Source organism: Dehalococcoidia bacterium, assembly GCA_003597995.1.
Taxonomy (GTDB): Bacteria; Chloroflexota; Dehalococcoidia; order Dehalococcoidales; family UBA1222; genus SURF-27.
On sequence record QZJY01000045.1, the window covers coordinates 1 to 14,245 of the forward strand.

At 59.0% G+C, this 14,245-nt stretch carries 14 protein-coding genes; 13 read left to right on the forward strand and 1 reads right to left on the reverse strand.

Annotation, left to right across the window (positions count from 1 at the left end):
* The first annotated feature begins 132 nt into the window (after nt 1–132).
* The 13 genes from C4542_06045 (at nt 133) to C4542_06105 (ending at nt 11,688) form a co-directional block, all read left to right on the forward strand.
* Complete coding sequence (locus tag C4542_06045; GenBank protein ID RJO61598.1) at nt 133–1,623, forward strand: terminase; 1,491 nt, start codon at nt 133–135, stop codon at nt 1,621–1,623.
* Between the two features lie 55 nt (nt 1,624–1,678).
* Nucleotides 1,679–1,912, forward strand: a complete 234-nt coding sequence (locus C4542_06050; protein ID RJO61599.1) for a hypothetical protein — start codon at nt 1,679–1,681, stop codon at nt 1,910–1,912.
* A complete protein-coding gene (locus C4542_06055) occupies nt 1,909–3,513 on the forward strand; it encodes a phage head-tail adapter protein (GenBank protein ID RJO61600.1) in 1,605 nt (534 codons plus the stop codon). Before C4542_06050 ends, C4542_06055 begins: the two co-directional genes overlap by 4 nt.
* Nucleotides 3,514–3,516: 3 nt before the next feature.
* Nucleotides 3,517–3,780 (forward strand): hypothetical protein, encoded by a 264-nt coding sequence (locus C4542_06060; protein ID RJO61601.1) that lies wholly within the window; start codon nt 3,517–3,519, stop codon nt 3,778–3,780.
* Nucleotides 3,781–3,799: 19 nt separating this feature from the next.
* Nucleotides 3,800–4,654, forward strand: coding sequence for a hypothetical protein (locus tag C4542_06065; GenBank protein ID RJO61602.1), 855 nt, complete (start codon nt 3,800–3,802; stop codon nt 4,652–4,654).
* Entirely contained in the window at nt 4,651–4,905 is a 255-nt protein-coding gene (locus C4542_06070; protein ID RJO61603.1) for a hypothetical protein, read from the forward strand. Before C4542_06065 ends, C4542_06070 begins: the two co-directional genes overlap by 4 nt.
* Before the next feature lie 86 nt (nt 4,906–4,991).
* Entirely contained in the window at nt 4,992–5,873 is an 882-nt protein-coding gene (locus C4542_06075) for a hypothetical protein (GenBank protein RJO61604.1), read from the forward strand.
* 27 nt (nt 5,874–5,900) lie between these two features.
* Nucleotides 5,901–6,401: a hypothetical protein gene (locus C4542_06080; GenBank protein RJO61605.1), complete on the forward strand. Its 501-nt coding sequence runs from the start codon at nt 5,901–5,903 to the stop codon at nt 6,399–6,401.
* Between the two features lie 249 nt (nt 6,402–6,650).
* Nucleotides 6,651–7,208: a hypothetical protein gene (locus C4542_06085; GenBank protein RJO61606.1), complete on the forward strand. Its 558-nt coding sequence runs from the start codon at nt 6,651–6,653 to the stop codon at nt 7,206–7,208.
* Complete coding sequence (locus C4542_06090; GenBank protein RJO61607.1) at nt 7,205–9,268, forward strand: hypothetical protein; 2,064 nt, start codon at nt 7,205–7,207, stop codon at nt 9,266–9,268. The genes C4542_06085 and C4542_06090 overlap by 4 nt, the downstream gene beginning before the upstream one ends.
* Nucleotides 9,265–9,690 carry a GNAT family acetyltransferase gene (locus tag C4542_06095; GenBank protein ID RJO61608.1) on the forward strand — a complete coding sequence of 142 codons (426 nt, stop codon included), beginning with the start codon at nt 9,265–9,267 and terminating at the stop codon, nt 9,688–9,690. Before C4542_06090 ends, C4542_06095 begins: the two co-directional genes overlap by 4 nt.
* Nucleotides 9,690–10,142: a hypothetical protein gene (locus C4542_06100; GenBank protein RJO61609.1), complete on the forward strand. Its 453-nt coding sequence runs from the start codon at nt 9,690–9,692 to the stop codon at nt 10,140–10,142. The genes C4542_06095 and C4542_06100 overlap by 1 nt, the downstream gene beginning before the upstream one ends.
* Before the next feature lies 1 nt (nt 10,143).
* Entirely contained in the window at nt 10,144–11,688 is a 1,545-nt protein-coding gene (locus tag C4542_06105; protein ID RJO61610.1) for a hypothetical protein, read from the forward strand.
* 2,297 nt (nt 11,689–13,985) lie between these two features.
* On the opposite strand, the gene C4542_06110 is transcribed toward C4542_06105, so the two are convergent.
* Nucleotides 13,986–14,156, reverse strand: coding sequence for a hypothetical protein (locus C4542_06110; GenBank protein ID RJO61611.1), 171 nt, complete (start codon nt 14,154–14,156; stop codon nt 13,986–13,988).
* Nucleotides 14,157–14,245: the final 89 nt, after the last annotated feature.

Here is a 14,245-nt window from a genome sequence, read left to right on the forward strand (position 1 = left end):
GCCAAGTGGCTCGGGGGACAAAGCGCTAAGACCCGAGCCGCTTGGTTTTCAACGGTTGCAACGTTGGGCCAAGTGGCTCGGGGGACAAAGCGCTAAGACGCAGGACGGTTGACTATCACGGGGCGGCGGCAGATGGAACAATCGGTCCAACGGGACATCGACAACTACTACGCCGATCCACTTGGTTACGTGATGTATGTCTTCCCTTGGGGCCAGCCTGGCACGCCGCTGGCGAACTTCAAGGAAGGTCCCGACAAGTGGCACCTACGGCTGTTCGCGGAGCTGACGCGGCACATCCTGGACAACCTAGAGGCCATCGAGCGCAACAAGAGCCCGGACCCTTTCCGCTACGGCGTGGCAAGTGGCCACGGGGTCGGCAAGTCGGCGTGCATGGCGTGGCTCATAAAGTGGCTGATGGCCACCCGGCCGAACTGCCGTGGCGTGGTCACCGCGAATACCGAAGCGCAGTTAAAGGGTAAGACGTGGGCCGAGCTTTCCAAATGGAACGCCATAGCATTGGACGGCAAATCCTACACGGTCAGCGCGACAGCGATATGGCGCAATGATGTAGCAAACGGCGAACGGACTTGGCGCTTCGACGCGCTCCCCTGGTCTGAGGAACGAAGTGAAGGCTTCGCGGGGCTGCACAACGCTGGCTCCGCCGTGGTGCTTATCTTCGACGAGGCGTCCGCAATCCCGGACAGTATATGGGAAGTGGCGGAAGGGGCTATGACGGACGGCGAAGCCTACTGGTTCGCGTTCGGCAACCCCACTCGCAACACAGGTCGTTTCAGGGAGATATGGGGCAAGTTCCGTGGCATGTGGCGCCGGCAGAAGGTGGACAGCCGCACCGTACGTATCACAAACAAGAAGATCCTCCAGCAATGGCAGGAAACGTACGGCGAAGACTCCGACTTCTTTAAAGTCCGCGTACGTGGGGAGTTCCCCTCGGCGGGCGACAAACAGCTAATCCCTGTGGAGATCGTGGACGCGGCGCAACAGCGCGAGCTGCCGGCGGACAACGGCGCACCTTTAATTATGGGCGTCGACGTGGCGCGATTCGGTAGCGCCGAATCCGTCGTCCGGTTCCGCCAGGGGCGGGACGCACGGAGCATACCGGCGAAGAAGTGGCGCGGCCTGGACAACATGCAGTTGGCGTACCGAATCGCCGAACTAATCGACCAACATAATCCGGACGCTGTGAACATCGACGCCGGCAACGGCTCGGGTGTCATAGACAGGTTGCGCGAACTCGGGTACCGGGTTAATGAGGTCTGGTTCGCTGGCAAGAAAGTGAACAGGCGGGACGCATACAATATGCGGTCCAGTATGTGGTTGGACATGCGGGACTGGCTAAATTCCGGCGCGATAGACGGGGATAAGGACCTGTACGATGATCTAATCGGCCCCGAGTACGGATTCTCCGGCCCGGACGGAGATAAGATCGTCGTCGAGCCCAAGGAGAAAATGGTAGATCGGGGTTTGTCGAGCCCGGACAACGGCGACGCGCTGGCGCTGACCTTCGCGGTTAGGGTGGCGGCGCCCAATCTCAAGGTAAAGCGGATGCGTGCCCGGTCAGGTCAGCAAGCCGAGGGAGTGGACTACAACGTTTATTCGGTGTAGAATTGGTAATATCGCAATCTGTTTTAGTTTGTGCAACCTACACAGGGCGCCGGATATGGGATCAAAAATAACAGATGACTTGCTGGGTATCGACCCGCCGCAGCTGCCGGAGCCGCCCCCACCGCCCGCACCGCCGACGTTTGCGGAAAACAAACCCGCCGTGGAAGCGGCGGGAAAAAAGGTGCGCAACATGTTTCCAACCAATGACCGTAATTTCTTTTCGAACGGGTTTAGGGGGTACACGTCTCCGGCGGGTAGACTCGCATCTAAGACGTTGCTAGGCGGATGAGCAACGCGAAGCAAATCATCAAACGGTATGAGCGGTTAAAGTCCGATAGAGGGACGCTCGAATCGCATTGGCAGGAAATCGCGGAGCGGGTCATGCCGAACTTCTCCGGCGCGTTCGACGGGTCGGACGACACCAAGGGCGACAAGCGGACAAGTAAGATGTTCGACGCCACCGCGTCGCATGGCCTGGAACGGTTCGCGGCTGCGATGGAGTCCATGTTGACGCCTCGTAATAGTAAATGGCACCGGCTAACCCCGAGCGACCCGGTGTTGGCGAAGTCCAGAAACGTGTCACTGTGGTTCGAGGAAGTCACGCGGTTGCTATTCGCGATGCGGTACAGCCCCCGAGCCAACTTCGCGTCGCAGATGCACGAAAAGTACATGAGCCTGGGCGCCTTTGGTACCGCCGGGATGTTTGTGGACGAGCGGGCCGGCGGAGGGATTCGGTATCACACTTTGAATCTAGCGCGAGTGTTTTTCGCGGAGAATCACGACGGCATCGTGGACACAATGTTCAGGACGCTGGAGTACACAGCGCGCCAGGCCGTCCAGCGCTGGGGCAAAGACAGGCTGCCACCGGCGATCGTGTCGGCCTTTGAGAAGGACCCCGACAAACCGTTTAAGTTCTTGCACGCTGTCATGCCGCGCGAAGACGTGCAACACGGTCGGATGGACTACAAGGGCATGCCGTTCGCGTCGTACTACGTCGCGCTCGACACGCAAAGCGTGGTGTCGGAGGGCGGGTACCACGCGTTCCCGGTGCCGATATCGCGGTATGTGACCGGGCCAGGTGAAGTGTACGGCCGGTCCCCCGCTATGCTGGCCCTGCCAGCCATCAAGACGCTAAACGAGCAGAAAAAGACGCTGCTAAAACAGGGTCACAGGGCGGTGGACCCGGTACTACTCCTGGCGGACGACGGGGTAATAAGCACGTTCAACATGCGCCCAGGCGCGCTTAACCACGGCGCGATGACGGCCGAGGGCAAGCGGCTAGTGGATATTCTCCCGACGGGCAACGTTGCCGTCGGGCACCAAATGATGGAAATGGAACGGCAGGACATCAACGAAGCGTTTCTAGTGACGTTGTTCCAAATTCTGGTGGACACCCCGCAGATGACGGCAACGGAAGTATTAGAGCGGGCCCGCGAGAAAGGCGCGTTGCTTTCACCGACGATGGGCCGCCAGCAATCGGAGTCGTTGGGGCCGCTTATTGAGCGCGAGCTGGACATCATGGCGCGGCAAGGGTTGCTACCGGAAATGCCGCCAGAACTCGTGGAAGCGCAGGGCGAGTACACCATTGAGTACGATAGCCCACTAAGCCGGGCGCAGAAAGCGGAGGAGGCCGCCGGCATGTTTCGAGCGATGGAATTTGCGACGGCCTACGCCACTCAGACCGGTGATCCATCGGCGTTTGACCACATCGATGTGGATATCGCAATGCCTGAGATCATGACGATAAACGCAGTGCCGGAGCGGTGGAAGCGCTCGGCCGAATCCATCCAAGCGCTACGTGAGCAACGGGCGCAAACCCAACAAACACAGCAAATGATCGAAGCGGCTCCCGCTGTCAGCTCAGTGATAAAAACCCAATCGCAGGTGTAGCACATGCTCGACGAAGCGCGCCGCCGTGTCCGTGATTTTTTATCAACTCGCAGACACGCATACCGCCGGACGTTTAAATCAGGCGAAGACAGTCGTAGGGTCTTACAGGACCTTGCTAAGTTTTGCCGGGCACACGAAACGACGGTAGGCGAGAATGATCGTGCAACACTGGTACTTGAAGGCCGCCGCGAAGTGTGGCTACGCATTCAACAGCATTTGCAACTGACCGACGAAGAGTTGTGGAAACTCTACATGCGCGGCGAATGACATCTAAAGGGGAGACAGCATGACGACCGAGACAGCACCCAGCACTAGCGCGACGAACGAGACGGCGCAGACAACAGGCGCGAGCCCCGCACCGGCCGCGCCTGCGGCGCCGGCGACGGATTGGTCCGCCGGGCTAGACCCCGACACGGGCGCGTACACGAAGAATAAAGGGTGGAAAGCTCCGAGTGACATTATCACCAGCTATCGCAATCTAGAAAAGGTCATTGGCGCAGACCGCGCTGGGCGAACGGTGGTGTTACCCGGCAAGGACGCGAAGCCGGAGGAGTTGGAAGCACTGTATAACCGTCTGGGCCGGCCTGCATCCCCGGATAAGTACAGTATTTCCGCAGAAGGCGACGACGGCGGCTTCACCGAGTGGGCGCGCGGCACATTTCACAAGTCCGGGTTGACGGACGTGCAGGCCAAAAGTCTGGCGGGGGAGTACCAAGCTTACGCAAAGCAAGTGAGCGAGCGGCGCGCGGCGGAGATGGCAGATAAAATGGCCGCCGAGCACGAATCACTGAAGAAAGAGTGGGGCGCCAAGTACGAGCACAACGTTGGGGTGGCTAAACGGGCTGCCGCCGCGTTCGGCGTGCCCCCGGAAGTATTGGACACCCTGCAACAGGCTATCGGGTTCGCCGGAGTCATGAAGTTCATGGCGACCGTAGGGGCGAAGATGGGTGAGGACACGTTCGAGGAGGGGGGAGACAAAGGCGGCGGGTTCGGGCTGCTGTCCCCGGCGGAGGCCAAGGCAGAGCTTGACCGGTTAATGTCGGATAAGGATTTCAAGACAGCGTGGCTTGACAAGAATCATCCCCGCCACGCCGAAATGATGGAGCGCAAGGCCCGGCTAGTTCAGATGGCGTCCGTATGATGGACAAGATAGAAGCCCGGGTCCGGTGTATGGAGCTGGCGCAGCGGTTGGCCGCGTCGCATGCGTTGCGAGATCCACACGAAGTTGTTGCAATCGCGCGTGTTTTGTGCGAATATGTTATGGACGGTGATGTAACACAAATTAAAAGCGTCACGTCTCCCGAACCCGCCGCCCCTGAAGGCGGCGGGAACGGGGTTAAGCGGACAACCTTGCATAGGCCCGCTGGCGGCCGGAAAGACGGCACTACATAGGCCCCTCACCGAGGACAAGCCGGGAGATTCGCAGCGCCCGAAATGCTGCTTATGTTTCGGTTTATCTATGAGGTAGGAGCAACTGTATGTCTTTCCAGGTTACAACCGCTTTCGTTAACGATTACAAAGCGACCATTCAAGCGCTGCTTCAACAGAAAGGCAGCAAGCTAGAAATTGCTGTCACCACGGAGTCTTATGTAGGTAAAGGTGGCCGCGTAGTTGACCAGATTGGCGCGGTGACAGCCCGCAAGAAATCTACTCGCCACGGCGACACTCCTTTGATTTCTACGCCGCACGACGCGCGTTGGGTTTATCCCGCCGATTACGAGTGGGCGGATCTTGTCGATGATGTTGACAAGCTTCGTATGATCACGGACCCGACCAGTGCCTACGCGCAGAACGGCGCAAACGCGTTGAACAGGGCTAAAGACGACGAAATCATCGCGGCTTTTCATGGTGACGCGAAGACGGGCGAAGATGGCGGCACAACCACCGCGTTTCCTTCAACTCAAGTGGTAGCCGTAACCGTCGGCTCTGGTTCCCCCACCGGGTTGAATGTGGCAAAACTGCGAGCGGCCAAGAAAATCTTGATGGCCAACGAAGTTGATATCGACACCGATATGCTGTTTGTCACCATCTCGGCGGACGAGCACGACGAAATGTTGGCGGAAGCGCAGGCAATCAGCCGCGATTACAACGACAAGCCGGTTCTGGTGGAAGGCAAGATCACCTCCTTCATGGGATTCAACTTCATCCACACTGAGCGACTGAAGACGGACGGAAGCGGGTATCGTCGCCTCGCAGCTTGGGCTAAGTCGGGTATGCACCTCGGCAAGTGGAACGACATCAGTACCAAGATCAGCGAGCGTGCGGACAAATCGCACTCCACCCAGGTGTATTTGAACGGCACTTTCGGCGCGACACGCCTTGAAGAAGGCAAGGTCGTTGAAATCAAGTGCACCGTGTAATCGCTGAAACGAAAGAGGAAACGTAAAATGGCTGTTGTAAATCTGTACGGTTCGCGGTACATGACCGATGTAGCGAACACGACGCCCCCGAAAAAGGTACCGTTTGATCTTCAAGCCGGAAAAGTCAGGTATTCGTTTGACACGGTAGAAGTCGGCGCGACCGATAGCGCGAATTCGACGTACAAGCTAGCCCGCATCCCGACTAGCGCACGTGTGCTTGTTGGTTCGAAGCTGTACTGGGACGACCTCACTACAGGTGCTGGCACACCTACCATTAACTTAGGCTTTGCCGCGGTCGATGGCAACGGAGCGGACGGTGCAAGCGCGCTTAACGATGGCCTTGCGGTGTCGGCGGCGGGTTCGGCAAACGTCGTGAAGGACCACGCGAACGGCGGTAAGCGCGTGTGGGAGCACATTGGCCTGGCGAAAGATCCAGGTGGTTACGCAGACGTAGTGGTTACGCTTGCAGCAGCGGGTGTGGATGCGGCGGGAACCATCTCTTTGGAACTCATGTTCGCTGGCGGTTAAAGCCCGGGCTGTTGGGCGGCGTTAGACGCGCCGCCCCCTTCTTCTTCCGGGGGGGTCTGTGCCTAATTCGAGATACATCGAAGCCATGCGTGTGCAGAAGTACGAGGACATCCGCATTGAGGTTACGGGCGCGATGACCTTCGATCTTATCGTGTGGGTAAAAGACACCCTAACCCCGGCCGAAGTCGCGGTGCTTCTTGAAAAAGTCAAACTGCGGCTGATTCAAGCCGGCAGAGCCGAGGGCTGATCATGGCCTCGGTGGTCTCCGTCTGCAACAGAGCGCTCGCCCTATTGGGCGAAGCAGCTATCACTTCGCTAACCGAGAACACCCGGGCGGCCCGCGAATGCGGCCGTATTTTTGATGACATTCGGCGCCGAGAACTGCGCAAACACATTTGGAATTTCGCCCGAGCCCGCGTCACGTTGGCTCCCGACTCCACTGCGCCCGCGTTCGGGTACAACTATCAGTTCACGCTCCCGTCGGATTGGATACGAACTATTCCCCAAAACACGGCCGCCGACTGGATCACGGAAGGGCGGAAGATCCTCACGAGCGAAACCGACACGCTGGAACTCGTGTACCTCAAGGATGTAACTGATGTTGGTCAGTGGGACGAGCTGTTCGCCGATGTTGTTGTGTGCGCCCTGGCCGAAACACTGGCCGAAAAGCTCACGCAGTCAACGTCCAAGCGCGATGCTGCGCGCCGTGACTATCGAACGGCGCTGTCGGAAGCTCGCACCGCGAACGCGTTTGAGAAAGTTGCGGACGAAGAACCCGAGGACACTTGGATCACTGCGCGTCTATGAGCACGCACACTGTAATTCAAAACGCATTCAACGCCGGCGCACTGGATCCCCTAATGCACGGCCGCACGGATGTTCAGAAGTATGTCGCCGGGCTTGCCGAGTGCACTAATTTCGTGCCGCTGAAACAGGGTCCGCTTGTCCGTCGGCCGGGCTTTCGCTTCGTTAAAAAAGCGGACGGCAGCGTGGCCATTGCCTCCAGCAAGAACACCCTGTTCCCGTTTTTGTTTAGTCAGACACAAGCCTACGCCATGGCCTTTTCCGACAACGCTTTCAAAGTGATGATCGACCGCACCTTGGACCACGGCGGCGTAACAACACTCACAGAAAGCGAGCTGGTAGGAAGGCAATATGCGCAGCACGGTGACTTACTGCTTTTGCCCTCTAAGAACTCGCTACCCTACTGCTTGCTTAGGACCGGCACTTCGTCATGGAACACCTTCGACATGGTGTACGGAAATGCGCGTTTTGAGTTAAAGGACGGCCCCTATCAGGCGGAGAACACGACCGCGACAACGCTTACTTGGGCGTCCACTAACCGCGTTACAGCGTCTAGTACCACCGGCATCAACAATGACGCCGGCTTCCTTGCCGCCGACATTGGGCGCTGCATCCGGCTTATAAACGACGCGGGTAACGGCTGGTATTGGTGCGCGATAACGGCGATAGTCAGCACAACAGTCGTTGATGTGGGCCCGTTGTACAACGTAGGGCCCACCGGATCCGCGATAACTGGCGCCAGAACCCGCTGGCGCCTCGGGTACTACTCCGCCACATCCGGCCCCGCTTGCGTTGCTTTCCACGAGCACCGAATGTGGATGCTGGGCGGGGTGGATTCGCCGGATTTGATATCGGCAAGTGTCATAGGGGATTTCTTGAATTTCTCCCCGACAGCGCAAGGGACGGACACAGTTACGGATGACTCGGGGTTGGTGCGCAGGCTCGGCACACAAGGGGCGGACGAGATACTGTGGGCCAGAAGCGCCACGGGCGGGCTGTTGATCGGCACCGTAAGTAGTGAGTGGGTGGCCCGCACGTCCCTCGATCAAGGCGCGGTGACACCCACCGCGATTAAGCTTGACCGGTTGAGTTCCATCGGCAGCGCCAATGCAAACGTAGTGTATTCCGAAGGGCGCGTCATCTTCATCGGACAATCGACAAGGGGCATCTACGAGGTGGGAACAACGCCTTCCGCAGAAGGCACTTACGCAATAGAGCTGACCACGCTGGCGGCCCATTTATGCAAAGCCGGTATCCGCAAGCTCGCGTTGCAGCAAGCGCCTTTTGGCATCCTGTGGGCACTGTTGGAAGATGGCACCTTGGTCAGTACCACATACAGCCCGCAACATAGTGTCGCCGCTTTGGCCGCACAACCGTTGTCTGAGTCGCCAAACGGGCTCGGTTTCAAGTACGCCGTAGAAGATATTCTTTGTATACCGAACGCATCGGCCAAGCAGGATGATCTGTGGATCATTGCCCAGCGAAGCTCTACGCGGCACGCGGCGCACTTAGAGTCGTTTGCCACGGAGGAATCGAGCATACAGGACTCTTTTTATGTCGATATGGGCGCCACATACGACGGTGCGCCCGCCACAATTATAAGCGGCCTGGAGCACCTGGAAGGCCACGTAGTACGTGTGCTGACAGATGGGGCGTCGCACCCCGACCGCGTCGTGAGCAGCGGCGCTATCACGTTGGCGTACAGTGCTTCCAAGGTCCAAGTCGGCCTGGGGTATAGAAGCCATATGCAGACACTTCCTGTGGAAGTGCCCACGGGCACAGGTACTGCGCAGTTTAAAATCAAGCGAATCCACAGGCTGTGGCTGCGTTTGCTAAACACGGTGGGTCTGCGGGCAGGGCGGGACGTGACCCACGTAGAGGAGCTTGTCTTTCGTGATACGAACGACGCGCTCACGGCAGCTGTACCGCTGTTCACCGGCGACAAGGTGGCCTCGTTCGAAGACGCATACAACTCGGCAGGTGTTGTGTACGTAGAGAAAGACGACGCGCTACCGGCTACGATCTTAGCGCTCGGCGCACAACTCGAAGTCGCGGACGCATGAGGACGGTACCATACAAGCCGGAGCACCTAATATCGTTGAGTCTGCAACCGGCGCAGCAGTATTTGGGCGGGTTTGTGACCCAAGCTTACGCCGATGCTCTGGCGCGGTACGACTCGTACACAATAATGGACGACGCGGGCGCCATCGTTGCGTGCGCTGGCATATTGCCCCAATGGCAGAACCGGGCGTTCGGTTGGTCGTTCATCGCAGCAGACGCCGGCCGCCATTTCACGTACATACACCGCGCCGTATCTGCGTTCTTGGACCGCGTACCGGTTCGGCGGATCGAGACGACGGTTGATTGTGAGTTTGCAGCTGGGCACAGATGGGCGCGGCTGTTGGGTTTCAGTCTGGAAGCAGAACGTATGCGCGGCTACCGGGTTGACGGTGGCGACTGTGCGCTCTATGCGAGGGTTAAATAATGGGTGCAGCGGTAGTGCCTCTTGTGGTCGGCAGTACGGCGTTGAACGTCCTTTCAGCGCGCCAAGAAGCCAAGGCCGCATCGGCGGCAAGCGTGTACAACGCCACCATAGCGGAACAAAACGCGACGCTGGCGAAACAGAACGCCGAGATCCAAGAGGAAGAGGCGCGCCTGGAAGCTCGAAGGAATCTAGGTGCAGCGACGGCCAGGGCGGCGGCGGGCGGGGGGGCCATCGAAGGATCCGTTGTAGACGCGTTGGCGAGTCAGGCCATGTTCGACGAGTTAAGTGCGTTGACAGTGCGCCACCGAGGCGAACTAGAGGCGTTGGGTTTCACGAACACGGCGAAGCTCGATCGGGCGAATGCCAAGAACGCGAAGACCCAAGGCAAAATCAACATGGCGTCCGCTATCTTATCTGGCGGGGCTCAAATGACGGCCCTTAAGCGAGGTTAAAATGCCGCGCATACTCCCCAACAGTTACGTCGGCGGTCGCTCCGCTTCTGCCGCTGATGCGGCGCCCTCGCTGGGTCCTCTGGCGCAAGCGGCGGACGATATCACACGTAGCGCGGCTCAAGCTGTCGAAGCACAACGTGTGGCGAAAGCAACTAGCGCAGCGGCCCGGGCAACGCAAGAGATATCTGAACTGGCATTCCAACTGAAGAATGGATGGCAGGATGAAGAGGGCAAGCTTGTCGCGCCACCCCCGGCCGCGCAGCATTACCAAATATACCAGGACCGAGTGAAACAAATTAACAAACGGTTCCGGGACGAGCTGACCGACGACCGGGCGTATGCTCTTTATGAATCCGATTTCACACAGGCCGCGCTCAAAACAAGTTTCGACGTACGCAGTAACGCCACTGAACGTATGCGCGGTGAGACCCGCGCGGAGTTGGACGCCACCGTGGACGCACTAGCCGGCATCGCGGCAACGTCTGACACCGCCGGGCGCGCTCTGGCTCACACCCGCATTCAGGACGCTATAGCGCGCGCAACCGCAACCGGCGCGCTTAGCCCGGCGGAAGGGTTCGCGAAGATGCAGACGTACAACCAGGTACTGTCCCGCGCCGACGTGAAAGCTGGTCTAATGGCGGACCCCGCGAAAGTAGCCTTGGGGATAATGGGTAACGATTACCCTGGAATAACATCTCCGGAAGAGCGCGTTGAGTGGTTGAAGGCCGCGCACGATGTCGAAAACGCACGCGTCACCGCCGCCATGGCCGCGCTTGATAAAGCTCGATCGGAGTCGGATAGAGCGCGCCGCGACATGGAAGAGGCCACGGCCAAATCGGGATACGAACTAATTGCGCAACGCAAATTAACCCCGCAGTGGGTTGTGCAAAACCGCGCCAATTTGGATCAGGGCGCCTATAAGTACTTACTTGAAGAGGCATCCGGCGCAACCCCCGTGACGCCTGATCTAGCGACGTACGGCCCGCTACGGCTGCGGGCTAGCGCTGGGGAGGACGTGCGCCGCGAAGCAGAACAGGCGCTTTACTCGCGTCGCATAGATATTGGGTTATTCAACACGCTGGTTTCTGAGGTCGAGCAGGTGAAGAGTGGGGCTACACCCCCGAATCTGTACACCGCCGGCCGGAAATTCTTGGAGGCGTGGACCCAACCAAGTGAGCTGATTGACAACGAGGCGGCCAAACAAATGGCGGCCAACGCCATGCTAGCTTGGGACACGTGGTATAGGGAGCACCCGGACGCCACGCGGGCGGAGGGTGAAGCGGAGTTCCAGCGTATTGCCTACTCGGCTACGCTGGTAGCCGCAGAGAACCTTATGATATCCAATCTACTCCCTCGCGGCATGGGGCGTACTCGGCCGAAAAACAAAGACGAACTCCGCCCGGCGTTAATTGCAGCTGTGGAGAAAACAGAGGCAATGCGCAAGGCAAAAGAGATCGACGAGCAGGAATACAGGCAAGAGCTCAAGCTGTTGTCCCAATGGCATTTGGTTTTGAAGACACTGGAGCAAGCGCCCAATGCAAAATGAACTGACACCGGACAACGACGACGCTACGGCCGAGTTATACGAGCGCGAGGAAGCGGCTCGCGCCGAGGTGATGCGCGCGGAGCTGATGGGGTTGACCCTCGGGGCGGAGGACACAGCCGCGCCGGAGAGTGAGGCACCAGCGAAGCAGGAATCGGAGCCACCTAGCGTGTCCGCAGTGGCCACCGACGTAGCGGAAGGAATCATTGAGACGCCCGTGCAAATTGTCGGCGGCGTCATAGATGCTGTCAACGAAGTGTCGGACATGGCGCACGAAGCGGCGCAGTGGGCCAACGAGAACATATTCGACTTGGGCACCCTCCGCCTAGACGAAAATGGCCTGTCGTGGGAATCTGGCGTGCCGGCTGAAAATGAGTTACGCGCGCCGACGACTGAACAAGCGGACAGCACCACAGGCGGCGCGGTAAGAGCTATTGCGCGTTTCGCCGCAGGATTTGCGGGCGCGGGGGCTGCGTTGGGTAATTTCAAGAAAATGCAGAGTGCCGGCGCGGTGACGCAAATAACCGCGAAGAGCGCACTGGCGGGGTTCGCGGCAATGGACCCGCACGAACGGCGGTTGTCGGATCTCGTGCAAGAATATCCAGCGTTAGCGAACCCGGTCGCCGCAGCCTTGGAAGCTGACCCAGAAGACAACGCGGCCATCGGGAGATTGAAGTCCGCGTTTGAGGAAGTGTTCGTTGGCCACGTCGCCACCACGGTCATCGACGGCGCGGTAGCCGGAGTCAAAGCGATTCACGCGGCGCGCGCGGCAAAATCAAAGCTAGAGACTGCCGCCGCAAAGGAAGCGCCCATACCGATGGACGCGGAGGTAAAGGCCGCGCAGGATGCGCCGAAGCCAGACCTTAGTGTACTTGGCGACTTAGACACCGACGAGATCCTTATAAAGAGGAAAGCTCGCAGCGCAATGGGGCAAACGGAGGGCATCACGCCCGCTGATTTAGCTAAACCGTTGGATGATCAGGCAGAGCATTACGAAATAAATTGGGCGCGCGTAGACAGCCCCGACGATATGCGCACTGTGCTGCAAAACTTGGCCGACGTAACGGCTAAAAATCTAGACAACGCTGGGCGCAAGACCCGCAGCTTCAAGACGACAGAATTGGCTGCGAGTCGGTTGGATGCATGGGACCTACTCGCCAAGCGTGGGAAAGGGGACGCGGCCAACGCGGAGGAATTAACAGCGCTGCGCACACTGTGGGCATCGGCGGGCGACAAGCTCGCAGAAGTGGTTCGCGCGACGAACGTCAACCCATCAACTGCGAATTTGTACGCTACGCGCAAGATGATAGCTATTGCCCACATGATCCAGCGGGAAGTGGAGGGGGCGAAGACTGAGGCGGGCCGAGCGCTCGGTGCACTGCGCATATCCGCGAAGGCGGATGCTATTCGCATGCAACAGATGCAAGCGATGTTGGAACAGAGTGGCGGGCAAGGCGTCACCAAAGAGATAGTGAAGTCGCTCCAGAATCTACTCGACACCGGCAATTACGCTGGCATTGAGAAGATGGTTGCCAAGTCTCCGTGGGCCAAGACAAAGGCCGCCGTGAAGCAGTTGTATATTTCCGGGATGCTAACCAATCCGGCATCACACGTAGCCAATGCGCTAGGCGGCGCCACCATGGCAATGATGGAGGTCGCGGAGCGCTCTGTAGCCCGTGGAGTATCTGTGGCGCTGAACACGAGGGGTGGCGTAGAGAAAGGTGAAGCGTTGGCAATGTGGGCGGGCCAGGTTGAAGGAATAAAAGACGCGCTGCGCATATCAGCAAAAGGGGCGCGCGCCATAGCACAGGGGCCGGCGGCAATGCGCGCCGCGTCCGACGAGTATGGCACGATGTGGAAAGCGCTAGCGACGAACAAAACAGGCTACGGCGTAAGTAAAATGGAGGATAGCCAAATCGGCGCGCTGTCCGCTGAAGCGTGGGATGTGGCGAATAAATCAACAATCGGGCGCACGCTGAACGTGATCGACGCCACGAGCACCGGCACATTCCGGCTGCTAGGCGCCGCCGATGAACTGTTCAAGACGATAGCGTACCGAGGTGAAGTTCACGCGCACGCGCGGCGCCAAGCCATGCAAGAGTTGTCGGCGGGGCGGATACAGGCGGACGGCCTCGCAGCGCGCATAGCGCAGCTGACGGAGGACCCGCCGGAACACATAAAATTGGCCGGCATAAAATCGGCGGAGTACAACACGTTCACCAACACCGAGGACAACCTGGCCCGCAGGTTCGCGAGCACGGTATCCCAGACTCCCGTTATCGGCACTATATTAATGCCGTTCAGAAACACCCCACCCAATATGTTCCTGGCCGGGATGGAGAGAACGCCGCTCGCACCGCTGGTGGGCCGTTGGCGCGCGGATATCGAAGCGGGCGGCGCGCGCCGTGACATCGCAATTGCGCGCATGTCGACCGGGTCAGCGCTCCTTGCTGTCGGGCTCGACATGGCAATGTCCGGCAACATTACCGGCGCGGAGCCGACGGACCCAGAGGTGCGGCAGCAATGGGCACGCGAGGGTAAGCTACCCTACGCACGTAAA